This window comes from Frankia sp. CcI49, from assembly GCF_001983215.1.
GTDB classification, from domain to species: domain Bacteria; phylum Actinomycetota; class Actinomycetes; order Frankiales; family Frankiaceae; genus Parafrankia; species Parafrankia irregularis.
Map to the genome: position 1 here is coordinate 114,520 of NZ_MOWP01000026.1, position 23,601 is coordinate 138,120.

Below are 23,601 nucleotides of genomic sequence, written 5' to 3' on the forward strand. Positions count from 1 at the left end.
ATCCCCTTCTCCTGATTAGTCCGGTCACTGATGTTCGTTTTCCCGCCGGGGCTCCTCTAATACGTCCGCCGGCAAGATAGTCGGCCACGGACAACAGCACGCGAAACGGATTTTCGGGGGTCGGGTGCACCAAAACTATTAAGCGCCGAGGCGCCACTCGGGGCGGCGAGCCTGCTGCCGCTCGTAGTTGGCCCGCCGCCACTCAGGGCCGGCCGGCCGCCACTCGATGTTGACAGCAGTCCTCACCGATAGTTTGAATCACTGTTCAAACTTCGACCGCGAAATGCGGCCATGTCAGGAGGTGTCCGAGTGAGCGACTCGAGCCCGGTGTACTGGGATCCGTTCGACCGTGAGATCGCGCGCGACCCGTACCCGGTCTACCGGCGGCTGCGGGCCGAGGCCCCGCTCTGGTACAACGACCGCCACGACTTCTGGGTCCTCAGCCGCTGGGACGACGTCAACGGCGGGCTGGTCGACTGGGCCACCTACTCCTCCGCCAAAGGGCCGATCCTCGAGGTCATCAAGGCCGACATCGAGATCCCGCCGGGCACGTTACTCATGGAGGACCCGCCCATCCACGACATCTACCGGCGGCTGCTCGCGCGGGTGTTCACGCCGCGGCGGGTGCTCTCGCTGGAGCCCGAGATCCGGGAGTACTGCGTCCGCTGCCTCGACCGGCTCGATGGCGCCGACCGGTTCGACCTGATGACCGAGTATGCCAACGAGGTGCCCATGCGGGTCATCGGCATGCTCCTCGGCATCCCCGAAGCCGACCAGCTGGCCGTCCGCGAGCGCGCCGACGCCAAGCTGCGCACCGAGCCCGGCCAGCAGATGAAGGTGTCGGCCGGCGCGCTCATGGACACCGACATCTTCGCCGACTACATCGACTGGCGGGCCGAGCATCCCTCCGACGACCTGATGACCGAGCTCCTGCGCGCCGAGTTCGTCGACGAGAAGGGCGTCACCCGCACCCTCACCCGCGAGGAGATCCTGACCTACGTCACCGTCCTGGCCGGGGCCGGGAACGAGACCACCGCCCGCCTGATCGGCTGGCTCGCCGCCCTGCTCGACCGCCACCCCGACCACCGCGCCGACCTCGTCGCCAACCGGGACCTGATCCCGAACACCATCGAGGAGACGCTGCGCTTCGAGCCCACCGGGCACGCCATCGCCCGCTACGTCACACGGGACGTCGAGCTGCACGGCCAGACCGTCCCGGCGGGCAGCGCGATGATGCTGCTCGTCGCCTCCGCCAACCGCGACGAGCGGCGGTGGAACGACGGCGAACGCTACGACATCCGCCGCCGGATCGACCAGCACATCACCTTCGGGCTCGGGACCCACTACTGCCTGGGCGCCGCCCTGGCGAGACTCGAGGGCCGTATCGCCCTCGACGAGCTCCTCAACCGCTTCCCGGTATGGGACGTCGACTGGGACAACACCGCGTTGTCCTCCACCTCGACCATGCGCGGCTGGGAATCCCTGCCCCTCGCCGTCAGCAGCTAGGCCGGAGCGTCCTCTGGATCTGCCCACTCCAGGACAAGGGGCATCGCTGACCTCGGCACGGTGAAGCCGGTGGCCAGACCCACGGTCTCATCGTCGTAGACCGCCTGAAGCAGGTCATCGACCTCGCTGGGGATCAGGCCCCTGTCCTGGAAGGCCTGGACGATGCGGCGCACGGGACGCGTGAATCCGCGGAGACTGCGAGTCGAGTCGTAGTTGCCAATCCTGTAGACGTCGTCCCGGCTGATGAAACCACCCAGTTCAGCGGCACGTCGCAGAACCTGCGCCTGGACCGGAGCCTCCTCGGAAAGCCGATCGAGAACGGCCGCGACCGCCTCCGCCGCCCACTCGTCGCCGGCCTGCTTCGCAACCTCGAACTGTTGGACTCGTTCGACGTTCTCCAGGGAGGATTCCGATACGTCGATGTTGAGGAGGCTCCGCGCGCGTTCCAGAAGACCGTCCGGCTGCACCATGAACAGAGCCCGCCCCGTCTGCTGACGCATCTCCCGGACCAGCTCGGGCCGCGGGCCACGAGGGGCTTCCCCGACCCGCCGCCACCAGTCCTCCTTGACGTCGCTGGTGACGAAAAGCGCATCACAGTCGCGCCGCTTCGCCTCGTCGAGGAGCTCACACCAGAGCAGAAAATCCCCGAGCTTCCCTTTGTCCTTGTAGCCGGGTGGTATTTCCTTCTCAACACGTTGATGGCCGGTTGCCATCCTCTGCTCCAACACCGCCTGGGACGGCTTCGCACCCACCTTCCCCGCGATAATATCGTCGAGGGCGGACACCACCGGGTCATTCGTGGAGTCCTCCAGGTACCTCACTCCGTCGCCGTCATCGAATTCCCCGATACGTTCGATCGCAGCGTCGAAGGCAGCTTCGATACCGGATCGAAGATCCTCCGCCGTAGCGGGGGAAAGCGATCTATCCCGCGCCCAGTCAGTGATCATTTTCTCGGCGCGGGTCTGCACCTTGTCCAGCTCCGCAGCGAGTGCAAGGGTGCCCCTCGGGTCACGTAGAACGCTGTCACGTACGCTCCAGAACTCGCTTACCACCTGGTGCGGCACCCACAGGCTGCTTCCGAGGTTCCGTAACACGCTGAGAAGACTGTCACGGGCTTCTGAGCTGTACCGGTAGAGATTGAGGAGAACGTTTGTGTCCGGCACCACGAGTCCGGCAGAGAATACAGACCTGAAGTTTTCGTCGGATGGCGTCCGAAAGGCTTCGAAGCCGTCGAAGAGCCCGTAGCTCGGCCGCTGGTCGAGTTTGTCGCCCGACATCGTGGTCGCTGTCATCCCGCCACATCTCCCCGTATGGCGCGCGCTGTCAGCACGGCCCCCAGTGTGCCGTCGACAATCTTGCGGATGACGTCGGTCCGGCGGTCCTTTGACGCCAGGCGGACACCCAGTTCACCCGCCAGGTCGCGCAGCACCACCACCGTCCCGAGAGTTCCGACGTAGTTCGCCGCTTCCTCACGGCTGGCCATCGTCATGATTGTCACCCGAATAGCTTCCGCGTCGATCTCGCGGCCGGCCCTGGCGACACCACCGGCCGCCGGGACGCGTGGCCCGGCCCGGTTCGCCTGCCCGTTATCCGTGCTGGTCCGCAGCTCCAGGTCGGGAGATTCCAGCGGGCGCGGCCCGGCACCGTTGTCCGCAACGGCGGCGGTGGTCACGACCGCGAGTCTGCAGCGGCCAGCCACCAGATCGCGGATCTGCGCCGGGTCGAGCCGCTCCAACAGCGTGGAAACCTGATGCAGCAGCAGGCTCGCCACTTCGGCGGGCGTGTCAGGCATAACTGCCACCCTTTATTCTCGAGACGATCTCGGTGACCAGCTCACGCATCTCGGCCACGTTCTTCTCGGGCGCCCGGTGGGAGAGCACGAGCGGAAGTCCCTCACTGGCCGACTCCGCGTAGAATCGGTGACTCTCCCGAACCAGGTTGTGAAATCTCGGGATGCCGGCGCGCGGCAGATCAATGAAATTCTGCTCGGCAAGCACGGGCCCGTTCGCCTGATAGCGGACCATCGTGAAGATGATACCGAGGACCTGCGCCGCCACGCGGTCGTCAGGGACCGACGAACGAGCCCTGCCAGCCACGCCGTTGTAGGCTCCCCGGAAATGGTTGAATCGATCGACAAAATGCTCGATCGCAACCGTGGACAATTCGTCCGGCCTTGCTGGCACCAGAATGAACTGACTGGCGAGTATGGCTGATCGAGTAAGCATCCCGAAACTGGGCGGACAGTCGACGAGAACAAGTTCGTAGGTGTCCGGGGGTATCCCTCTGAAGGCGTCACGAAGGCGCCCGAAGACCCGCAGGTAGTTCCGGCGGTCGCGAGCCCCGTTCTCCTTGCTCGCGGCGACCACCAGCTCCTCTTCGACCTCGCTGAGCGTCAGGTCGGAGGCCATGACATCGAGGCGTCCGCTCGAACCGATGTAGAAGTTGGCTCGTTGCGGGCTGTCAACAAGCTCGAGCGGATTACGGAGTTCTCCGCGTGGCTGCCAGGACTGGAACCAGTGCTTGACCGTCCGATGCGGCTGAAGGTATTGGCGCCAATGCTCGGGCTTGTAGAAGGACAGCGTCAGACTGGCCTGCGGGTCAAGATCGACAAGTAGCACCCGATTGCCACGCCGTGCGAGCTCGGCACCGATATTGGCGGTGAGCGTTGTCTTCCCGACGCCACCCTTGTAGTTCACTACCGAGACGACCTGCACCGTTCCCCCTCGGCTGTCGCCGCGCGCCTCAGCCACTTCCACGTACGCGTCTGAGGCGCCACTCGACGGCGAGTGCGAGCGTGAAATGGTGAGAGCAGTCGCACGAGTGTAGCCAGCGGGAAGATGGCGCCGATCCACAGGGGCTCTCAAAGCACCGGCGGCCTCGCTGTCGTTACGTCCATCGTCAAGCTCTGCGGTGCACGCGTCGTGCGTCAGCCCCGGTTGCGTCGGCGGCCACAGCTGCACGGATTCGGGTGCGCAGGACGTTCCCAGGAACCTCGGAATGAGATCCGGCCTGATGAAAGCCGGTCAGCCAGTCCCGGGCCGATGGGACGTCGCCCAATGACTGTCGTGGCAGGAACGGCCGCCGCTGGCCGGGTGCGGGGAGCGCCCGCCTCAGAGCACCGACAGGTGCACGGCGGGGAGAGCCTGGTCCTGGTCGATTCCGAGGAGGAGAAATCGGCGGGTCTCCGGGGACACCGGGGCCGCGAGGTGCCCGGTGAAGCCGTCGATCAGGGTGCTGACGAACAGGCCGAACGGACTGACGTGCTCGCCTGCCGCGATCGCCCGCTCGCGCCGCGCGGCGGCATGCACGCTGAGCTCCTGCACCTCGCGGATGCGCATCGTGCGCACCGGCTCATCGAGGTGGGCCAGCAGCCGGCGCATGTCGTCGAGGAATTCCTGCTGCGACCGCCGGATCTCCACCGGGTGGGCGAGCGCGCCCGACTCCTCGCTGCGCTGTAGCTGCTCGACGAAGGACACGTAGAAGTTGTCGGGTGACTCGGCCAGTTCGAGGACCGGCAGCAGCTGCGCCTCGAAACGTGCCCGCAGGTCGTCCCGGTCGATGCGGGCGAGCAGAAGCGTGCGCCGCTGAACCAGCTGGGGCAGCCGGTGGGCGAAGATTGCTTCGATCAGCTGCCGCTTCGAGCCGAAGTGGTAGTGCACGGCCGAGTTGTTGGCCGACCCGGCCTGCGCGGCGATCTGCCGCAGGGACACCCCGTCGATGCCGTGCTCGGCGAACAGCCGCTCCGCGGTCTGCAGGAGCCGCAGCGCCATCGCACCCGGGAAGGCGCCGGGCAAAGAACTCGGCGGGGTGCCCTGCGGCTCGCTCATGGCCGGCCCGCTCGCCAGTGCCGGGCAGCGTCGTGCAGCACCTCGCCCTTGGCGAAGCCGTAGTACGCGCTGAAGTGCAGGATGATCTCCTGCATCTCCTCGTAGCTCACGTCGCCCGACTCTAGTGCCGAACCGACGTGCGCGAAGATCGGCCCGACCGCGTCCGACGCCCCCACGCAGGGGATCGTGACAAGGCGCCGGTCACGGCGGCTCAGACCTGGCCGGCGCCACACATGACCGAAGACGAAGTTGAGGATGCCGGCGTGGAAGTACGGCGAGTCCGACGGCGGCGCCGGGATCACGTTGACGGCCCGGAACTCCTCCTGCCCGCCGCGGATCCGTTCCGCACCGTCCGCGGGACCGAGGTCCTCGGCGGTCAGGGCCGGCCAGGCCGGCGCCTCCTGCCCACGCTCCTCGTGCAACCGATGCCACTGCGCGCGGACGGTCTGTTCCAGGAACGAGGCCTTCGGCCAGCCGCAGTAGACGGCGAAGTGCAGTGTCACCTCGTTCAGCTGCTCGATGGTAAGATCGCCGCTGCGTAACGCCGCGTAGACGTGGCCGGCGATCGGCGCCGCCGCATCGGCCGCGGCGACGCAGGCCAGCGACACCAGGCGCCGGTCTCGGATACCCAGGCCCGGGCGGTTCCAGATCTCCCCGAACAGGAACCGCCGGGACGTGGCTTCGAAAGGTGTCTCCACCGCCGGCGGCTCGACGGTCATCACCGCGCGGTAGAGCTCGTCGGCGGGCATGCCCACAGTCATGATCGTTCCTCTCGTGCGGCGGACGGGCGGGCGGCGGGCGGAACGGCGGCGGGCGGAACGGCCTGCACGGTGCCGTCCGCGGCGTCCGATGACTGCTGCGTGATGCGGGCCTGCAGGTAGGCATCCAGGTCAGCGGCCCGCGCGACCAGCTCGTCGGAGATCTCGGGCACGGTGAGGACGAGGAACCGTCCCTGCACCACGGCTTCGGCCACCAGCTCGCCCACGGTCTCCGCCGAGACGAGGGGATGCTCGGGCGCGCGCGGCGACGCGGCCACCTCGCCGTAGACGGCGATCTGCTCCACGATGTTCGTGATCACGCCCGAGGGGCAGACGCAGGTGACCCCGACACCGCGGGGGCCCAGGTAAAGCGCGAGCGCTTCGGACAGCCCGACGATCGCGTGCTTGCTCGCGACGTAGGGCAGCCGGTCGAAGCCGTAGGCGAGCAGCCCCGAGGCGGACGACGTGTTCACCACGTGCCCCGAGCCCTGGGCGAGCAGCAGCGGGAGGAAGACCCGGTTGCTGCGCGCCACGCTCATCAGGTTCACGTCGAGGATACGCTGCCAGGCCTCGTCGGGCAGCGACTCCGGGGCGCCGAGGGCCAGCACGCCGACGTTGTTCATCACAACGTCGACCCGGCCGAACCGCTCGACGCAGGCGGCGCGCATCGCCGTGAGGTCGGCCTCGCTTGTGGCGTCGACCCGCAGGCCGATCGCCTCGCCGCCGTCGGTGGCGATCTCCGCGGCGACGGCCTGGGCCCGGGCCGCATCGAGATCGCTCACGACCACCCGGGCGCCGCGGCGCGCGAACGCGAGCGCGCTGGCCCGTCCGATGCCGCTGCCCCCACCGGTGACGATCACGACAGCCCCGGCCAGTTCCAGGGGGCGCGTCATGCGATCGTCACCGCCAGCCCGGACGTGACGTCGACGCCCAACGTCCGTTCCTCGGCATCGAGGTACTGGTGCACGGCATGAGCCGTGCAGTCGATGTCCATGCGCAGGACCCTCCTCATTTGAGCTGATCAGCTTCATTAGTAAGCTATACGACTTACTGGCTCAAGTCGCCCTGGCGGCCAGGCAACCGCCGGACTGCTCGACCTCGCCGGCGAGATCGCCGCCCTCACCGGCGGCGCGGAAGGCACCGGCGTCGCCTGCACGCATCCATACCGGTGTGACAGCAATGTGCAGCACGGAGCCGCCGGCCGTACGCCCGCTCGAACGCCCCCATGACCACGGACGACAGTGAGGCCATCACTCCCCACTCCGGGGAGAGCACGGGTCGCAGCGACCGCCCGCTCCGGGCAGTCGCGTTTCACGTGAACTATCCGCATCGCTGATTTTCTGCGCGAATGCCGACGACGATGGCGCGGCGCGGGCATAGCACCTCACAAAGGATCGACAGCAGCAGACGCCAATACCCTCTTTGTAGGGTATCTGGCGTTGCCGCCCAGCCCTAGGTTCAGGCCGTGTGCTGCTTTCCGCGCATACCGAAGGAGACACGCCGAGGACAGCCGCTTATCCGGTACACCGAATTCCGCCGAACGTCCGGCCGAGCGAAAGGTCTGACGATTCGATTCCACCAGTCATGGTGCGGGCTGACCGGACGTTCAGGCGACCAGCACAGGTTTCCCGTGACGGGCAGCCGCCTCAGCCAAGCGAGCAACACGGCGAACATGAATACCATCGACCCAGGGACGTATTTTCCATGCGCAGCGAAAAAAATTTCCAGGGCGAATCTCCACATAAGACCAGACAGGCGTGGCGTGAGACTCTCCAGACACTGGAGGCTGATGTCCAGCTCGACAGGATGCTGATTCTCATAGACCGTGAGATGGCAACCGTATTACCTCGCTCAGGACCAGGTCTCGGGTTTGACCTGCTCACCCCCTGGCGTCGCCTGGGGATTTACCGGGATCTCGCCGACCGCCTCCGCCGAAGCCTGTCCACGGCCCTCGGACTGCCCCTGCCAGCCACGCTGTTCTTCGATCGGCCCACACCGGCGGATCTCGCGGAACACCTCCGGCGCGAGCTGCTGGGCGTCGACGACCAGCCCCAGGCTCCGCCGGCGTCCGGACACCGCACCGACGACGATCCCGTCGCCATCGTGGGGATGGCCTGCCGCCTGCCCGGCGGAGCCGACTCGCCGGAAGCCCTCTGGGAGCTGGTGGCCGAGGGCCGCGACGCCGTCGCCGGCCTACCGACGAATCGCGGCTGGGATCTCGAGAACTCCTACGACCCGGATCCCGACCGCACCGGTACCTTCTACACCCGCTACGGGGGATTCCTCGCCGACATCGACAAGTTCGACGCGGCGTTCTTCGGCATCGGCCCACGCGAGGCAGAGGCCGTCGACCCACAGCAACGGCTGATGCTGGAGATCTCGTGGGAGGTCCTGGAACGTGCCGGCATAGATCCCCGTTCTCTGCGGGGCAGCCGAACCGGTGTCTATGCCGGGGTGTCGCTGCAGGACTACGGGCCTGCCTGGCATGAGGCTCCCGAAGGCGCCCAGGGCCATCTTCTGACCGGCAACGCGCTCGGCGTGGTTGCCGGCCGCATCTCGTATGTGTACGGCCTGGAGGGTCCCGCGCTGAGCGTGGATACCCAGTGCTCCGCCTCGCTGGTCGCCGTCCATCTGGCCAGTCAGGCGCTCCGCCTGGGCGAATGCGATCTTGCCATCGCCGGCGGGGTCACCGTCATGTCGACCCCGGGCATGCTGATGGAGTTCAGCCGCAAGCGAGGACTCTCGCGCGACGGGAGATGCAAGGCGTTCTCCGCCGACGCCGACGGGACCGGCTGGGCAGACGGCGCAGGTGTTCTGCTCCTGGAGCGACTTTCCGACGCGCGCAGGGCCGGGCGTCGGGTGTACGCGCTGGTTCGGGGCAGCGCCATCAACCAGGACGGCGCGAGCAACGGGCTTACGGCACCCAACGGGCCCGCCCAGCAACGTCTGATTCACCAGGCCCTGACCGCCGCCCGGCTGCGCGGGGCGGACGTGGACGTGGTGGAGGCCCATGGCACGGGAACAGCTCTGGGTGACCCCATCGAAGCCCAGGCGCTCGTCGCCGCCTATGGCCGCGACCGGCCCGCGGGTGAGCCGCTCTATCTCGGCTCCCTCAAGTCGAACATCGGTCATTCCCAGGCCGCCGCAGGCATCGCCGGGGTCATCAAGATGGTGCAGGCCATGCAGCACGGCACAATGCCGAGAACACTGCATGTGACCGAACCCTCCCCGCACGTGGACTGGTCGACTTCCGGTATCTCCCTCCTCATGGAGAGCCGTCCGTGGGAGCGCCGGCACGGGCAGCCGCGACGCGCCGCGGTCTCCGCGTTCGGCGTGAGCGGCACCAACGCACACGCAGTGCTCGAGGAAGCGCCGGACGACCACGCTGGAACCGGCCCACTTCCGGCAACCGCGCCCGAAGCGGTACCCGGCGCAGGCCAGGGGGCGACAGCCGGAGAACCCGAGGAGGCGATCCCGGCACCGATCATCCTGTCCGCACGCACCGACGAAGCGCTGGCGGCCCATGCCCGCAGCATTGCCGCCTACCTGGATCAGCGTCCCGAGACAACGGTGCCGGACCTGGGATTCTCGTTGGCAACCCGCACCCGTTTCGAAAGCCGTGCTGTCGTGGTGGCGGCCCCAGGTTCCGCCGGCCGGCGGAACCTGACCCAGGCATTGCTCGCCCTCGCCGACGGCCGGCCGGCATCCGCGCTCGTCCGCGGCAGGGTCCGGCGGTCCGTCGCGGCGGGGCGGATGGCCTTTCTCTTCACCGGTCAGGGCAGCCAGCGCCCAGGGATGGGCAAGGAGCTGCATTCGGCGTTTCCCACGTTCGCGCGTGCGCTGGACGAGCTCTGCACACGTTTCGAGCCGTACCTCGACCGACCGCTGCGGGATGTCATGTTCGCTCCCGCCGATTCCGCCGACGCGGCGCTGCTGGACATGACCTCCTATACACAGTGCGCGCTGTTCGCCTACGAAGCAGCCATGTTTCGGCTTGTGGAGTCGTGGGGACTGACTCCCGACCTCCTCATCGGGCACTCGATCGGCGAACTCACCGCCGCCTATGTCGCTGGTGTGTGGTCACCTGACGACGCGTGCGAACTCGTCGCGTCCCGCGGTCGCCTGATGCAGCAGTGCCGCACCGGCGGAGCGATGACATCGATTCGCGGCACCGAGAAGGAGGTCGCGCTGTCCCTGGCCGGGCTCACGGACCGCGTGACGATCGCGGCGGTCAACGGCCCCGCGGCGACGGTCATCGCCGGGGACGAGGACGCGGTCGAGCAGGTTGCCGCGGTCTGGAGCGCCCGCGGGCGCCAGGTCCGACGCCTCACCGTCAGCCACGCATTTCACTCGCCGCACATGGACGACATGCTCGCGGAGTTCCGCGGGATCGCAGCGAGCATGACGTTCACGCCGCCGGCTGTGCCCATTGTCTCCAACCTGACCGGCGCTCTCGGCGACGGCGCCGAGTTGACCGACCCGGACTACTGGGTACGACACGTCCGCGAGCCTGTTCGGTTCCTTGAAGGGGTTCGCCGCCTGAGCCGCGAGGGCGCTGCCACCTTCCTCGAGCTGGGTCCGAACGCCGTGCTCACGGCGCTGCTCCCAGACTGCCTCCCGGCCGGTGGCCCTCCCGACGGAACCGAGACGCCGGGTGGGATGGGTACCGAAGGCGCATCCGGAGCCGAGCCGGTGATGGCGGCGGTGGCACGTGCCGGACGCCGCGAACCCGACGCTGTGCTCGCGGCTCTCGCCGAGCTGGATGTCCGCGGCACCTCCGTCGACTGGCGGGCCGTGTACGCGGGCCGCGGCGGCCCGCTGTCGGACCTGCCCACCTATCCCTTTGAGCGCAAGCGGTACTGGCTGGACCCGATCGCCACCATCCCCAGGCCCCGGGCGCCTGAGGCGGCCAGTCGTGTCGCGAAGCCGGACGAGTGGCGCTATCGCACCAGGTGGCAGCCCGTCGCCGATGGGGAGGTCACCGCCGCGATCCTGAGGCAGGCCGAACTGACACCGCCGCTGCGCGGTGCCTGGCTGCTACCGATCCCCGACGCCGGGCTCAGTGACGAACTGCTGTCCAGGATCTCCTGGATGGTCGAACGTCTCGGCGGCACGGCGGTTCCGCTGCGGCTGACTGGTGAGGACACTGACCGGGACCGGATCGCGGCACTGATAGGCGATACGGCGCAACCTGGACGGCACCCGCTCGGCGGTGTCCTGTCCCTGCTCGCGCTCGACAGCACAGGCCATCCCGCCCATTCCGCGCTCACAACCGGCCTTGCCCTCACCGTCACGCTCGCCCAGGCGATGAGCGACCTCGGGCTCGACATTCCCCTGTGGTGCGTGACGCGGGGCGCGGTCGAGACCGCCCCCGGCGACCCGGTGACGGCTCCGGAGCAGGCCATGGTGTGGGGGCTGGGCCGGGCCCTGGCCCTGGAGAAGCCCCGCGGTTGGGGCGGTCTCATTGATCTTCCCCCCGATCTTGACGATCACACGCTGGGTTGGCTCGCCGCCTGCCTCACCGCGTTCGACGGCGAGAACCAGTTCGCCCTACGCGCATCCGGTGCACTGGTACCCCGCCTGATCCGGGCGGAGGCCACCGACAGTGTCACCGTGGAATGGGAGCCCAAAGGCACGGTCCTGATCACGGGTGGCACCGGCGCCCTGGGTGCTCACACCGCACGTCACCTCGCGCGTCAGGGCACAAACCGACTCGTCCTGGCCAGCCGCCGCGGCGCGGAGGCCCCGGGCGCACAGGACCTGATCGCCGAACTGCGCGCGCTTGGGGCTGAGGCGAGTGCGCACGCCTGTGACGTCGCCGTCCCGGAGCAGGTCGCCGCGCTTGTGGACCAATGCGCGCAGCGCGGCGCTCCAGTCACCGCCGTCGTGCACGCAGCCGGCGTCAGCGGGCGCAACGTGCCCCTGCACGAGCTCGGGTTGAGCGAGTTCGGCGACGTCGTGGCGGGGAAGATCGCCGGCGCAGCCGGGCTGCGGGCACTGCTGCACCCGGCCGGCGGAACCGTGCCGGAGGCCATCGTCCTGTTCTCCTCGATCTCGGCCACCTGGGGAAGCGGCGGTCAGACGGCCTACAGCGCCGGCAACGCCTATCTTGACGCGATGGCCTCATGGTGCCGAGCCCACGGCCTGCCCGCGACGTCCATCGCCTTCGGCCCCTGGGCCTCTTCCGGGATGGGTGCGGAACCCGCGATGCGGGCCTACCTGGATCGCCGCGGGGTGGCCGCGCTACCGGTCGACGCGGCACTGAGCGCTCTCAGCCGGGCAGTGGCCGCGGGCGAGACCTGCCTCACCATCGCTGACGTCGACTGGGAGCGCTTCCTTCCCTTGTACAACGCCGCCAGGCCCGGCCACTTCTTCGATCTTCTGCCGTCCGGGGCTGGGGATCAGCCGGCGGATGATTCGGGGGTTTCCACGTCGGCCCACTCACCGGCCGCCATCCTGGCCCTGCCAGAGTCCAGGCGTTCCCATGCCCTGTTCGACCTGGTGCGCGGTGAGGCCGCCGCGGTCCTGGGCCACGGCTCGATCGACGAGGTCGAGCCCGATCGCCGCTTCCTCCACCTCGGTTTTGACTCACTCGCCTCGGTCCAGCTCGCCCAGCGTCTGGCGAGCGCCACCGGGCTCACGTTGGCCGCTCCGGTCGTCTTCGAGCATCCGACCGTGACCGAGCTCGCCAGGTACCTCGGTGAGCTGGCCGCAGTGGCGGCCATGCCGACCGTTGAGGGCCCGGCGCCGACGGTCGGCACCACCTCCGGCGGTCCGGGCGGAGTTCGTGATCTTTACCGCCAGGCCTGCGCGGCCGGGAAGTTCGTCGAGGGTATCGAGCTGCTCCGAGCCGCCGGCCGGCTCCGGAAGGTCTTCAGCGACCCCGCGGGCTTCCGCGGCCGGGCCGCCCCTGTGCGGCTTGCCGTCGGGCCTGCCGAGATCGCGCTGGTGTGCGTGCCGTCGATGGTCGCCCCGTCGGGACCTCACAACTTCGCCCGACTGTCACTTCACCTGCACGGCCGCCGCAGCGTGTACGGGCTGTCCCTCCCCGGATTCGGCGACGGAGACCTGCTTCCAGCAACCGCCGACCTGGCCGTCAGAATTCTCGCCGAATCTGTGGCCGAAAGCCTTCCTGATGTTCCTGTGGCGCTCGCCGGATACTCCTCGGGCGGCTGGCTGGCCCATGCCGTGACCGCACGCCTCGAAGCAGGGGGCGTTCACCCCCACGCCGTGGTCCTGCTGGACACCTGGTTCCCCGGGGACCGGATACCGCAGTCGGACATCGACGAGGAGCTGCGAGGAATCGCTGTGAACGACCAGGCGTTCGCGCTGATGACCGAGACCCAGGTTACCGCACAGGGCGCCTATCTCGATCTGTTCGACGGCTGGGAGCCAGAAAAGGTGCAGGCACCGATCATCCTGTTCCGGGCGGAGGAGCGCATGCCCCAACAGCCCGACGAGAAATCTGACCCAGATATCCCCGCCACGGCGGCGTGGGACCTTGAGCACGAGGTCGTCGAGGTTGCGGGAAACCACCAGACGATGATGAACGAGTTCGCCGTTTCCACTGCCCAGGCCATCCATTACCGGCTTGACGGCCTGTCATCCCCCTGATTCAGGGAGCCGACAGGACCATCCGGCAGCAGCCCCCCGCCGAGGCCCGGTGATCCGGGCACCGGCGGTGAACGGTCGGCAGGGTGGACCGACGGGAACGGTTCACCCTGGGCGCCAGAATGCGATTGGTGTGCTGTCACCACAACAATCCGGTTGCGCGGGCAACATTGACCGCGGCGATACGATTACGTACACCCAGCTTGTGTCGGACGCTCCGGAGATATGCTTTCACTGTTTCAAGACTGACGATCAGCTGGGCGGCGATCTCGGCGTTGGAGAGACCTTGGGCAACCAGTCCGAGCACCTCGAGCTCCCGCTGGGTGAGAGCGATGGCCACGCGCCTGGCCATCGACGCCTCGGGAACGCTGTCCTCGATCAGATGCTGGATTGTCATGACCCGCTCCCTTACAGCCGGATTGCGCGCCTGCCCGGCAAGCACCTCCAGCTCCTCGCCGATCCGGAGCAGCACCTGTATGTCGAACGTTATCCCGAACGGCCCGTTGAGCCCATTCGTTCGGGAAATAAGGGTTTCCAGACGCCTGGYGAACGACAGCGCGGCCCCCATCGTCTCAGAGCCGATCCGATCGGATCGGCTCCCGAGGTACAGGATGAAGAGCACGGCACCATTGAAGCGCAGCGGAACTGCAAGGACCGAGCGTATTCCGCTCGCACAGTTCGCTGCGTTCACGGTGCCGGAACGTAACTGGGTCCCCCACCTTCCTCGCTCGAGTACCACGTGCCGACCCAGAGCCATGACTCTGCCGCCGATACCCTCGGGTAATATTTCCTTCCCCAGGAAGACACCCGCCTGCTCACCGTCGACGCATCGTATGCTGAGTTGCCGGCCGCCCGCCTCGGCAGAGCCGCCGGCGACGACGTCAGCCCCCGTACGGGCACGCAGCCTGGAAACGACCTGCGCAAGGAATCGATCGGCCCGGGCGGCACAGATCACTCCACTGCCCTCGTCGATACTGGCGCCGACACCGTTCGTCATCATGACGCTGAAACGCTCCTTGTCGGGCTCGATGCCGAATCGGCTCCGACAACGGGGAGGGCTGCCGCCTGGAGGCGACGACTCTCCCACACGGCGCCGCCGACCTGCCGAAACGCCATGAGGTCACGGCGAGATCGGCGATGCCGAGAATCCACGGCCGGAGCTGCACTTCTGCACGGATCGCGAGGAGCCTGGTCCTCCGAGGTCAGTTCGTCGTGTCACGCGACTCGCAGCGTGCCAGCCACCAGAGGTCCCGTCGAGCACCCCGCGCCCTTGCCATAATCCAGCAAACCTTCAGATAGAAGGCGACTGTAACAATAGGGACAAACTAGCTCAAGACACCCCACTCGATTATCCAATATTTCTCGCATCAGAATTAAGTCGCCAGACTTTCCTGGCGCCAGGGCGCCTGCCCGGCTTGACGGCCTTCCGCACGCCGTTCAACCGGTACTGACGTTGCGCGGCACGCACACGGCGCCCAGCACGGCTGCGCTGGGCGCCGTAGACGGGCCCCGCCAGCAGGCCCGCGGACGGCCCCCCACGGGCAGGCTCAGCACGAGTTGGTAGACCACGCCCTCGAAGCGCCGCCAGCCCCGGTCCGCGAGCATGTCGGGGACGCCACGACAGCGAAGACATCCCGCCACATGACACCCACATCCAGCCAGGAAGACCCGAACGATCTAGATATATTGCCACCCGACGTTCGCAGTCGTCGCGACGAACGTCCCCGACACGGCTGGTGGGTCGTCATGCCGCACACCCCGAACTGCAGCTACCACGACGCACCAGGCGCTGGTACTGTGACCTTCGCAGGCGAGCCAACACGACTTTCCACCTGTCGAGATCGGCCGCCGAGCAAGGCGGAACCACCCTCTAAACATCTGGCTCTTTCAGCCGCAACCACCGGGAGACCATCTCATGGACTTCCAGTTACGTGACCCCCTCGAGACCGCCAGCCGCCTGCGCAGCTGGCTCACCGACGTCCGCGGGCTGACCGACGTCGAGGTCGGGGAACCGACCATCCCGGCCGGTACCGGGGCATCCAACGAGACAGTCCTGTTCGACGCCGCCTGGGCCGGCCCCGCCGGGCCGGAGCGGCATCACCTGGTCGCGCGCATCGCGCCGACGAGCTATGTGGTGTTCCCCGACGACACGTTCGCGCTGCAGTTCCACGTGATGCGCGCGCTCGCCGAGGCCTCCAGCGTGCCGATGGCCCGCATGCACTGGTTCGAGCCGGACATCTCCTGGTTCGGCGCCCCGTTCTGGATCATGGAACGGGTCGCGGGCCTGATCCCCAGCGACACCCCGCCCTACGCGTCGGCCGGGTGGCTGGCCGAGGCGTCTCCCGAACAACAGCGGCGGGCCTGGGTGAGCGGGGTCCGCGCGCTGGCAGGAGTCCACACCACCGCACTCGCGGATCTCACTCTCCCCCCGGGCCTGCTGGTGCCCCCGGACGATCCGGTGGGCGCGGAGCTCGACCGCTACGAACGGTTCCTGGCCTGGGCCGAGGAGGGCAGGCCCTTCGAGCTGGCCCGGGACGCACTCGCCTGGCTCAGGCGCAACAAGCCGCCCACGCCCGTCGACGCCCCGGCGCTGTGCTGGGGGGACGCCCGGCTCAGCAACCTCATCTTCCAGGACTTCGAGGTCGCCGCGGTGCTCGACTGGGAGATGGCGAGCGTCGGCGACCCCCTCCTGGACCTGGGCTGGTGGATCTTCGCCGACGAGACGCTCACCACCGGCCCCGGTGTCAACCGGCTGCCGGGCTTTCCCTCCCGCGACGAGACGGCCGCGCTCTGGCAGTCGATCACCGGGCGCCCCACGGACAACCTCGACTACTTCGAGGTGTTCGCCGGGCTGCGGTTCACCGTCATCATGGTCCGGATCGGGAAGCTGGTCGTCGACATGGGTTTCATGCCCGACACCTTCCCCTACGACAACATGGTCAGCCAGGCCCTCCGCCGAGTGCTCTCCCAGGTCTGACCACGGCCCAGCGCGACTGCGCAGGGGGTATACGCGGGCCGAACAATCCCGACAAGGAAAGGAGATCACGTTGACCCGTGCCATCGACTGCCTGGTGAACGTCGACTTCGGCGACACGAAGAAGCAGCCCGACTGGATGGTCCGTGTGAAGGAGGACTATTTCAAGGGCGGCGACAACTTCTTCCGCAGCCCGGAGCTGCCCGAGCTGCTGGAGGACATGGACGCGAACGGTGTCGAGCGCGCGGTCCTGATCGCGAAGGCCGGGAAGCCCGACGGCCGGGCGTTCCAGTTCGCCGAGGCCCGCCCGGACCGGTTCGCCCTCGCGATCGGTGGCTTCAACCTGCTGCATCCCATGCCGACGGTCCGTGCCCTGGAGTCGTTCGCCCGCGACTTTCCGGTGGTGAGCGCCACCGTCGGCCCCAGTTTCTGGGGTGACGGCATGTACCCGCCCACCGACCCGGTCTACTACCCCCTTTACACGAAGTGCTGCGAGCTCGACCTGCCGCTGTGCGTCAACACCGGCATCCCCGGCCCACCCCTGCCGGCCGAGCCCCAGGACCCGATTCACCTCGACCGGGTCTGCTACCGGTTTCCCGAACTGAAGCTGTGCATGATCCACGGCGCCGATCCGTGGTGGGACACCGCGATCCGCCTGATGATCAAGTACCGCAACCTGCGCCTGATGACGTCGGCGTGGTCGCCGAAGCGGCTGCCCGAATCGCTGCTGCACTTCATGTCGACCCGCGGCAAGAACCGGGTCATCTTCGCCTCGGACTACCCCGTGCTGTCGTTCAAGCGGTGCCTCGGTGAGGCCGAGGCCCTCCCGCTGACCGATGAGGTCCGCGACAACTGGCTGTACGGCAATGCGGATGCCTTCTTCTTCAACCGCGAGCCCGCCTCGTAACAGCGGACGCCATACCGCGGAAAGCCTGGATGGCGGACCAACCGTCGGTCCCGCCATCCAGGCTCAGCGCTTGCGAACGACCGCGCAGAGGCCGTGCTCTATCGCCCGCCGGCGATCAGCGGCCCTTCCAGACGGGAGTCCGCTTCTCGGCGAAGGCACGACCGGCCTCCTGGGCGTCCTCACTCCCCATGAGCGTGCCCATCGCCGCGAAGACCGGCTTCATCGCCGCCTCGTCGTCGCCGAGCTCGGCACGCATCAGCCGCTTGGTCGCGGTGACGGCGAGCGGGCCGCCGAGCCCGATGCGGGCGGCGAGCCCAAGCGCCGTGGGCAGCAGCTCGTCCCGGGGCACCACGCGGTTGATCAGGCCCCAGCGCAGCGCCTCGGACGCGGGAATCGGCTCCCCGGTGAGCCCGAGCTCGAGGGCGACCGCGATCGGCAGCCGCTGCGCCAGCCGGGTGCCACCGCCACCGGCCAGCAGGCCACGCCGGACCTCGGGCAGCCCGAACGGCGTGTCCTCGACGGCGACCACGAGGTCACAGAACATCATGACCTCGAAGCCACCGCCCAGGCAGGCACCGTTCACCGCGCCCAGCAGCGGCTTCGGGAAGTCCCGCAGCGCGTTCAGGCCATCCATGACGGGCTTGAGGTTCTCACCGCGGGCCAGGGCCTTGAGGTCGAGGCCGGCGCAGAAGCTGCGGTCACCGGCACCGGTGAGAACGACGCAGCGGATGTCCGCGTCGTCCGAGGCACGTGCGAGGGCGTCGACGATGCCCTGGCCGACCTCGCCGTTCAGGGCGTTGCGGGCCTCGGGGCGGTTGATGGTGACGACGAGCGCGCCGTCGGTCAGGTCGGTGAGGATGCTCATCTGGTCGCTCACTTCGGGGCGAAGCGCTGGCCGCCGTCCAGACGGATCGTCTGGCCGTTGAGCATCGGGTTCTCGACGATCCCGACGGCGAGCAGGGCGTACTCCTCGGGCCGGCCCATCCGCTTGGGGAAGGCCGCGTCCTTCGTCAGCACCTTCTCGTAGTCCTCCGGGATCCCCGCGGTCAGCCCGGTGTGGAACAGGCTGGGCGCGATCGCGTTCACCCGGATTCCCAGCGAGCCCAGCTCCCGGGCCATCGTGAGGCTCATCGCCGCGACACCGCCCTTGGCCGCGGTGTAGGCGATCTGGCCGATCTGGCCCTCGAACGCGGCGATCGACGCCGTGTTGATGATCACGCCCCGCTCGCCCTCGGCGTTCGGCTCGTTGGTGGCCATCCGGGCGGCCGCCAGCCGGGCCACGTTGAACGTGCCGACGAGGTTGAGATCGATGGTCTGCTGGAACTCCTCGATGGGCAGCGGACCCGTCTTGCCCAGGGTTCGCCCGGGCCTCGCGCCACCCGCGGTGTTCACCACGACGTCGATGCCTCCGAGCGCGGCCACGGCCGCGTCCAGGACCGCCTCGAACCCGGCGAAGTCGGTGACATCGCAGGGGTGGAACGTGCCGTTGAGGCCGGCGGCGACCGCTTCCCCGTCGCTCGCGGCACGGTCGAGGATCGCGACCCGGCCACCGCGGGCACCGATCAGCTCGGCCGTCGCACGGGCCATCCCGGAGGCGCCGCCCACGGCGACCGCCCGTATGCCTTTCAGTTCCACGTGATGCTTCCTCTCTGAGGTTCACGTCCTGGCCGGCCCGGCCGGTTCCTGGCCGGCCACCCGATGCGGGTGGTGGGCCCGCGCCTCGGCCGCCCCGCCCGCTGGACGACATCCGCAGGCGGCGAGGCTGATTTTGGATAAAGTATTTCTTTCTTTTATCCCTGCGGACCGGTCACCCGCAAGCACAGCGCGGGCGACCGGTCCGGATGCGGCACCGAACCAGCTAACTCGAAAAATCTACACTTTTTGGGCGTCATGTTCACGCCGCACCTCACGGAGGATCGACGCCCCCACCGATCCGCGTACCGCCGCCGGCAGGTGCGGCAGCGGGGTCCTCCGCGGCGACCGCCCAGCCGGCGGCGGCATGCGGGTGCGCGGACGACACGGCTGACCACAGCGCGGCCCGCGACCGTTGCGCGCGCACCACGAGAGAAGCTAGGCTCCGTAATATCTATATGTTTACGGTGCCTGACGTCGGTGCAGGGCAGACGGACGAGAGGGAGAACCACCCATGGGGTTCGAGTCGATCCAGTACGATGTCGCCGACCGCATCGCCACGATCACCTTCGACCGGCCCGACCAGCTCAACGCCCTGAGCCCGGCCATGATCGAGGAACTGCGCCGTGCCTATGCAGAGGCCGAGGCCGACGACAACGTCTGGATCCTCGTCATCACCGGCAACGGCCGGGCCTTCTGCGCCGGCGCCGACGTCGGCGAGATCTCCGGCGACGGACGGGTCGTCTACGAGGAGCCGTACCTGACGACCTACCCCCAGTGGGAGGCCCCGCAGGAAGGCACACCCCCCTTCCGGACCATGACCAAACCGATCCTCGCCGCGATCAACGGCCTGTGCTGCGGCGCCGGGCTCGACCTCGTCACCACCGGGGACATCGTCATCGCCTCCGAACGCGCCGAGTTCTTCGACCCGCACGTGAGCATCGGCCTGGTCAGCGGACGGGAGGCCGTCCGCCTCGCCCGCGCCCTGCCCACCAACATCGCCATGCGGATGGCGCTGATGGGCCGGCACGAGCGCATGAGCGCCCAGCGTGCCTACGATCTCGGGCTCGTCTCCGAAGTCGTCGAACACGACCGGCTGCTCGAGCGCGCCCATGAGATCGCCGGCATCGTGAACCGCAACGCCCCCCTCGCCGTACGCGGCACCCGTCTCGCCATCCGCAAGGGCCGCGACCTCCCCCTGCACGAGGCCGAGATCATGGCCGAGGCCTATCGCGAGCGCGTCGTACGCACCGACGACGCCCAGGAGGGACCGCAGGCGTTCATGGAGAAGCGCACGCCCAAGTGGCAGTGCAGCTGATCCCGCGGACCGTGGCCGTTGCGGCCGGCGCCGAACGCGCCGGTCCGTGGAAGGCAGGTGGCCTGGGCGGGGCGACCAGCGGAAGGCGACCCGTGGAAGGTAACCAGCGGAAGGAAGGTCAAGCCAGGTGACCGAGGCCGGGAACGCCCGCGGCGGTGAGCGGGCAGCGCCCCGCGAGAAGCCGCAGCGGATCGCCGACGAGCTCCGACGGCTCATCGTGCAGGGCGAACTGGCGGAGGGTGAGTCACTCGGCCGCGAGCCCGACCTCGTCGACCGCTTCGGCGTGTCCCGCCCGTCGCTGCGGGAGGCGCTGCGCATCCTGGAGACGGAAGGCCTCATCTCCGTGCGCCGCGGGGTGCTCGGCGGTGTGATCGTCCATCAGCCCGACGAGCGGTTGACGGCACGCACGGCGGCGATGGTCCTGCAGGCCCGCAACGTCCCGCTGGTGGACGTCTACGACGCCCGCAGCATGATCGAGCCGGTCGCGGCAAGGCTGGTGGCCGCGTCGCGCTCGCACCGGTCGGCGGCCGCGGAGCTGCGGCGGCTCACCGCCGAGCAGCTTGAGGTGGTTGACGATCCCGAAGCATTCGGGCAGGCCAACTCACGTTTTCACAGCCGGCTCGTCGAGCTCGCGGGCAATCAGACGTTGTCCATTGTCATCGAGATGCTCAACGAGGTCGTCGCCCGGGCGGTGGCCGCGGTGAGCCAGCCCGACGACGCCGGCGACGCCACCAGCACCAAACTGCGCGGCCTGCGTTCCCAGGCCCGGCTCGCCACCCTCATCGAGCAGGGCGACGCCGGCGCGGCCGAGGAGCACTGGGCCGGGCACATGAAGATCGTCGGTCGGGTCATGCTCGCACAGCGCGCGAAGACCGTCATCGATCTGATGCAGCACGCCTTCTGACCGGGTGTCGTTCCTGACCGGGTGTCGTTCCTGACCAGGTGTCGTTCCTGGCCGAATGCGGTCCGGCGTTGGTGGTTGCCCGGCAACCGCCGGTGGCGGATACGGCGGTACGGGCGTACGGTTGCGCCACCTACGAGCGAGCAGGCGCACCCTGTGGCGAACTTCGGTGACTATCAGTTCGAGATCTACCTCAACGGCCTCTCCGGCGTCATGCCGACGATGCCGATGACCTATGCCGAACTGGAGGAACGCGGCTCCCGGGCGCTCGACCCGTGGCTGCTCTCGTACGTGGCCGGCGGTGCCGGCGACGAACACACCCAGGATCTCAACGTCTCGGTGTTCGACGACTGGGGCCTGATTCCCCGGATGCTCGTCGACGGCAGCCAGCGGGATCTGTCGGTCGAACTCTGCGGGATGACGCTGCCGTCACCGCTGCTGATGGCTCCCGTCGGCGTGATCGGTGTGTGCGCCCAGGACGGCCACGGAGACCTGGCGGTGGCGCGGGCTTCGGCCAGGACCGGCGTACCCATGATCGCCTCCACTCTCGCCACCGACCCGTTGGAGGATGTCGCATCCCAGCTCGGGGAAACTCCGGGATTCTTCCAGCTCTACACACCCAACGACCGTGAGCTGGCCGAGAGCCTGGTGCACCGGGCTGAGAAGGCGGGCTTCAAAGGGATTGTCGTCACGCTCGACACCTGGGTTCCGGGATGGCGGCCCCGCGATCTCACCCGATCGAACTTTCCCCAGTTACGCGGGCTGGCACTCGAGAACTACTTCAGCGACCCGGTCTTCGTCTCCCGGCTGGCCAGACCGCCGCGGGAGGATCTCCAGGCCGCCGTGGGGACCTGGGCGCTGACCTTCGGCAATCCGAGCCTTACCTGGAAGGACCTGACCTGGTTCCGGTCCATGACCAGCCTGCCGCTGATCCTCAAAGGAATCATGCATCCGGAGGACGTCCGACGAGCGGTCGACGGTGGTGTCGACGCGATCTACTGCTCCAACCATGGTGGTCGCCAGGCGAACGGCGGGCTGGCCTCGCTCGACATGCTGCCCGATGTCGTCGAGGCCGCCGGCGAGATCCCGGTGGTCTTCGACTCCGGTGTGCGCTCCGGTGACCACGTCGTCAAGGCGCTCGCGCTGGGCGCCCGGGCGGTCGGCGTGGGAAGACCGTATGTGTACGGTCTGGCGCTCGGCGGCGAGGACGGAGTCGTCCACGTGCTGCGTTCGCTGCTCGCCGAGGCCGACCTGCTCATGGCGGTCGACGGCTACCCACGGATCGCCGACCTCGGCCCCGCTGCCCTGCGCCGTCGATAGGTCTTCCGCGCGCGGTCCGGCTTCAGGAAAGCGGAAGACGGATTCGACCGGCGGCCGCCGGGGCCTGTCGCAGGCCCGCCTCGAAGGCCGGTACCCAACGGGTGTGGTCACCCACATCCGTGCCGATGGCCTCGCGCGCGGCATCGTCGGGCACGACGCGTGTGGTGCGGGTGCCCTGCACCAGCACGTCGCCCGAGTCGACCCCGAAGGGCTCCACCAGGACAGTCGTCTTCGCCCCGGCGGCAAGATGCGGATGGGATCCCCCGGCGAGGGCTCCGTCGATACAGCGACGGCCGTTGATCGTGACCGGCGGATAGGCACCGGGCATGGCACAGCTCGCCGCCACCACTCTCGCCAGCGGAGCGGCGCTGGCGCGGTCCCACACCACGGGCTCACCGGTATCGAGATCCACGGTGGTGATCAGCATTGCGCGCTGCGGCCAGCCGCCGGCACCGACCAGGTACTCCATCGAGGCCACATGTTCCTCCTCGGCGATGGTGGGCGCGGTGAGCGCGAGCCGGCCGACGCGGCGGCGGGCCTCGGCCGGCTCCAGCCCGGAATCCCCTAGAACGGCCCGCACTCGGGCCATGAGGTCGGGATCGGGCCGGTGCCACGGTCCGGACGACTCGGGAGGCGCCGCCAGCCGCCGGAGATCACCGCCGGAGGCCAGCGCCGCGCCGGCGATCGCGCCCGCGGAGGTTCCCACGATCAGATCGGCGTCCGCCAGGTCCACGCCCTCGTCGCGAAGCCCGGCCGCGAGCCCGAACAGCCACGCCATGCCGACGAGCCCACCGGGACCGAGCACGACCGCCTGAGCGGCAGAGAACGTCATGCGCGCCAGCATCGG

At 68.5% G+C, this 23,601-nt stretch carries 18 protein-coding genes; 7 read left to right on the plus strand and 11 right to left on the minus strand.

Going from position 1 to position 23,601, the window contains the following annotated elements:
• Window positions 1-309 precede the first annotated feature (309 nt).
• Window positions 310-1,506: a cytochrome P450 gene (locus CcI49_RS22520; protein ID WP_076829123.1), complete on the plus strand. Its 1,197-nt coding sequence runs from the start codon at window positions 310-312 to the stop codon at window positions 1,504-1,506.
• Here the strand turns inward: CcI49_RS22520 and CcI49_RS22525 are convergent.
• From CcI49_RS22525 to CcI49_RS44205, 7 genes are all read right to left on the minus strand, one after another.
• Window positions 1,503-2,798 (minus strand): PIN-like domain-containing protein, encoded by a 1,296-nt coding sequence (locus CcI49_RS22525; protein ID WP_241840192.1) that lies wholly within the window; start codon window positions 2,796-2,798, stop codon window positions 1,503-1,505. The two genes, CcI49_RS22520 and CcI49_RS22525, sit on opposite strands and share 4 nt — an antisense overlap.
• Complete coding sequence (locus tag CcI49_RS22530) at window positions 2,795-3,298, minus strand: hypothetical protein (protein ID WP_076829124.1); 504 nt, start codon at window positions 3,296-3,298, stop codon at window positions 2,795-2,797. The genes CcI49_RS22525 and CcI49_RS22530 overlap by 4 nt, the downstream gene beginning before the upstream one ends.
• On the minus strand, window positions 3,291-4,220 hold the full coding sequence (locus CcI49_RS22535; protein ID WP_076829125.1) for a ParA family protein: 930 nt from the start codon (window positions 4,218-4,220) through the stop codon (window positions 3,291-3,293). Before CcI49_RS22535 ends, CcI49_RS22530 begins: the two co-directional genes overlap by 8 nt.
• 396 nt (window positions 4,221-4,616) lie before the next feature.
• On the minus strand, window positions 4,617-5,333 hold the full coding sequence (locus tag CcI49_RS22540; protein ID WP_076829126.1) for a TetR/AcrR family transcriptional regulator: 717 nt from the start codon (window positions 5,331-5,333) through the stop codon (window positions 4,617-4,619).
• Window positions 5,330-6,094 (minus strand): carboxymuconolactone decarboxylase family protein, encoded by a 765-nt coding sequence (locus tag CcI49_RS22545; protein ID WP_076829127.1) that lies wholly within the window; start codon window positions 6,092-6,094, stop codon window positions 5,330-5,332. Before CcI49_RS22545 ends, CcI49_RS22540 begins: the two co-directional genes overlap by 4 nt.
• Window positions 6,091-6,984: an SDR family oxidoreductase gene (locus tag CcI49_RS22550; RefSeq protein WP_076829128.1), complete on the minus strand. Its 894-nt coding sequence runs from the start codon at window positions 6,982-6,984 to the stop codon at window positions 6,091-6,093. Before CcI49_RS22550 ends, CcI49_RS22545 begins: the two co-directional genes overlap by 4 nt.
• Window positions 6,985-7,146: 162 nt before the next feature.
• Window positions 7,147-7,281, minus strand: a complete 135-nt coding sequence (locus CcI49_RS44205) for a hypothetical protein (RefSeq protein ID WP_277872749.1) — start codon at window positions 7,279-7,281, stop codon at window positions 7,147-7,149.
• A gap of 640 nt (window positions 7,282-7,921) precedes the next feature.
• Between CcI49_RS44205 and CcI49_RS22555 the strand changes: the two genes are divergently transcribed.
• The gene (locus CcI49_RS22555) at window positions 7,922-13,705 is read left to right on the plus strand and encodes a type I polyketide synthase (RefSeq protein ID WP_241840193.1); all 5,784 of its coding nucleotides are present in this window, start codon (window positions 7,922-7,924) and stop codon (window positions 13,703-13,705) included.
• 136 nt (window positions 13,706-13,841) lie between these two features.
• On the opposite strand, the gene CcI49_RS22560 is transcribed toward CcI49_RS22555, so the two are convergent.
• Window positions 13,842-14,702, minus strand: coding sequence for a helix-turn-helix transcriptional regulator (locus tag CcI49_RS22560; protein WP_241840194.1), 861 nt, complete (start codon window positions 14,700-14,702; stop codon window positions 13,842-13,844).
• 915 nt (window positions 14,703-15,617) lie between these two features.
• Between CcI49_RS22560 and CcI49_RS22565 the strand changes: the two genes are divergently transcribed.
• Both CcI49_RS22565 and CcI49_RS22570 read left to right on the plus strand, forming a co-directional pair.
• On the plus strand, window positions 15,618-16,679 hold the full coding sequence (locus tag CcI49_RS22565) for a phosphotransferase family protein (RefSeq protein WP_076829130.1): 1,062 nt from the start codon (window positions 15,618-15,620) through the stop codon (window positions 16,677-16,679).
• Window positions 16,680-16,749: 70 nt separating this feature from the next.
• Window positions 16,750-17,583: an amidohydrolase family protein gene (locus CcI49_RS22570; RefSeq protein WP_198955597.1), complete on the plus strand. Its 834-nt coding sequence runs from the start codon at window positions 16,750-16,752 to the stop codon at window positions 17,581-17,583.
• A gap of 115 nt (window positions 17,584-17,698) precedes the next feature.
• Here CcI49_RS22570 and CcI49_RS22575 read toward each other — a convergent pair whose 3' ends face one another.
• Together CcI49_RS22575 and CcI49_RS22580 are read right to left on the minus strand one after the other, a co-directional pair.
• Complete coding sequence (locus tag CcI49_RS22575) at window positions 17,699-18,448, minus strand: enoyl-CoA hydratase-related protein (protein WP_076829388.1); 750 nt, start codon at window positions 18,446-18,448, stop codon at window positions 17,699-17,701.
• A gap of 8 nt (window positions 18,449-18,456) precedes the next feature.
• Entirely contained in the window at window positions 18,457-19,218 is a 762-nt protein-coding gene (locus CcI49_RS22580) for an SDR family oxidoreductase (protein WP_054566152.1), read from the minus strand.
• Between the two features lie 511 nt (window positions 19,219-19,729).
• Between CcI49_RS22580 and CcI49_RS22585 the strand changes: the two genes are divergently transcribed.
• The 3 genes from CcI49_RS22585 to CcI49_RS22595 all read left to right on the plus strand — a co-directional run bounded on the left by CcI49_RS22585 (window position 19,730) and on the right by CcI49_RS22595 (window position 22,754).
• Complete coding sequence (locus CcI49_RS22585; RefSeq protein ID WP_006539423.1) at window positions 19,730-20,533, plus strand: enoyl-CoA hydratase/isomerase family protein; 804 nt, start codon at window positions 19,730-19,732, stop codon at window positions 20,531-20,533.
• Between the two features lie 127 nt (window positions 20,534-20,660).
• Window positions 20,661-21,437: a GntR family transcriptional regulator gene (locus CcI49_RS22590; protein ID WP_054566151.1), complete on the plus strand. Its 777-nt coding sequence runs from the start codon at window positions 20,661-20,663 to the stop codon at window positions 21,435-21,437.
• A gap of 210 nt (window positions 21,438-21,647) precedes the next feature.
• Window positions 21,648-22,754 carry an alpha-hydroxy-acid oxidizing protein gene (locus CcI49_RS22595; protein WP_054566574.1) on the plus strand — a complete coding sequence of 369 codons (1,107 nt, stop codon included), beginning with the start codon at window positions 21,648-21,650 and terminating at the stop codon, window positions 22,752-22,754.
• Window positions 22,755-22,776: 22 nt separating this feature from the next.
• On the opposite strand, the gene CcI49_RS22600 is transcribed toward CcI49_RS22595, so the two are convergent.
• Window positions 22,777-23,586, minus strand: a complete 810-nt coding sequence (locus CcI49_RS22600; RefSeq protein WP_235497830.1) for a patatin-like phospholipase family protein — start codon at window positions 23,584-23,586, stop codon at window positions 22,777-22,779.
• Window positions 23,587-23,601 lie beyond the last annotated feature (15 nt).

Excerpts from the sequence above, each read along its gene's own strand:
- CcI49_RS22525 (WP_241840192.1), bottom strand. The coding sequence starts at position 2,798 with ATGACAGCGACCACGATGTCGGGCGACAAACTCGACCAGCGGCCGAGC.
- CcI49_RS22530 (WP_076829124.1), bottom strand. The coding sequence starts at position 3,298 with ATGCCTGACACGCCCGCCGAAGTGGCGAGCCTGCTGCTGCATCAGGTT.
- CcI49_RS22540 (WP_076829126.1), bottom strand. The coding sequence starts at position 5,333 with ATGAGCGAGCCGCAGGGCACCCCGCCGAGTTCTTTGCCCGGCGCCTTC.
- CcI49_RS22545 (WP_076829127.1), bottom strand. The coding sequence starts at position 6,094 with ATGACTGTGGGCATGCCCGCCGACGAGCTCTACCGCGCGGTGATGACC.
- CcI49_RS22550 (WP_076829128.1), bottom strand. The coding sequence starts at position 6,984 with ATGACGCGCCCCCTGGAACTGGCCGGGGCTGTCGTGATCGTCACCGGT.
- CcI49_RS22555 (WP_241840193.1), top strand. The coding sequence starts at position 7,922 with ATGGCAACCGTATTACCTCGCTCAGGACCAGGTCTCGGGTTTGACCTG.
- CcI49_RS22565 (WP_076829130.1), top strand. The coding sequence starts at position 15,618 with ATGGACTTCCAGTTACGTGACCCCCTCGAGACCGCCAGCCGCCTGCGC.
- CcI49_RS22575 (WP_076829388.1), bottom strand. The coding sequence starts at position 18,448 with ATGAGCATCCTCACCGACCTGACCGACGGCGCGCTCGTCGTCACCATC.
- CcI49_RS22585 (WP_006539423.1), top strand. The coding sequence starts at position 19,730 with ATGGGGTTCGAGTCGATCCAGTACGATGTCGCCGACCGCATCGCCACG.
- CcI49_RS22595 (WP_054566574.1), top strand. The coding sequence starts at position 21,648 with ATGCCGACGATGCCGATGACCTATGCCGAACTGGAGGAACGCGGCTCC.
- CcI49_RS22600 (WP_235497830.1), bottom strand. The coding sequence starts at position 23,586 with ATGACGTTCTCTGCCGCTCAGGCGGTCGTGCTCGGTCCCGGTGGGCTC.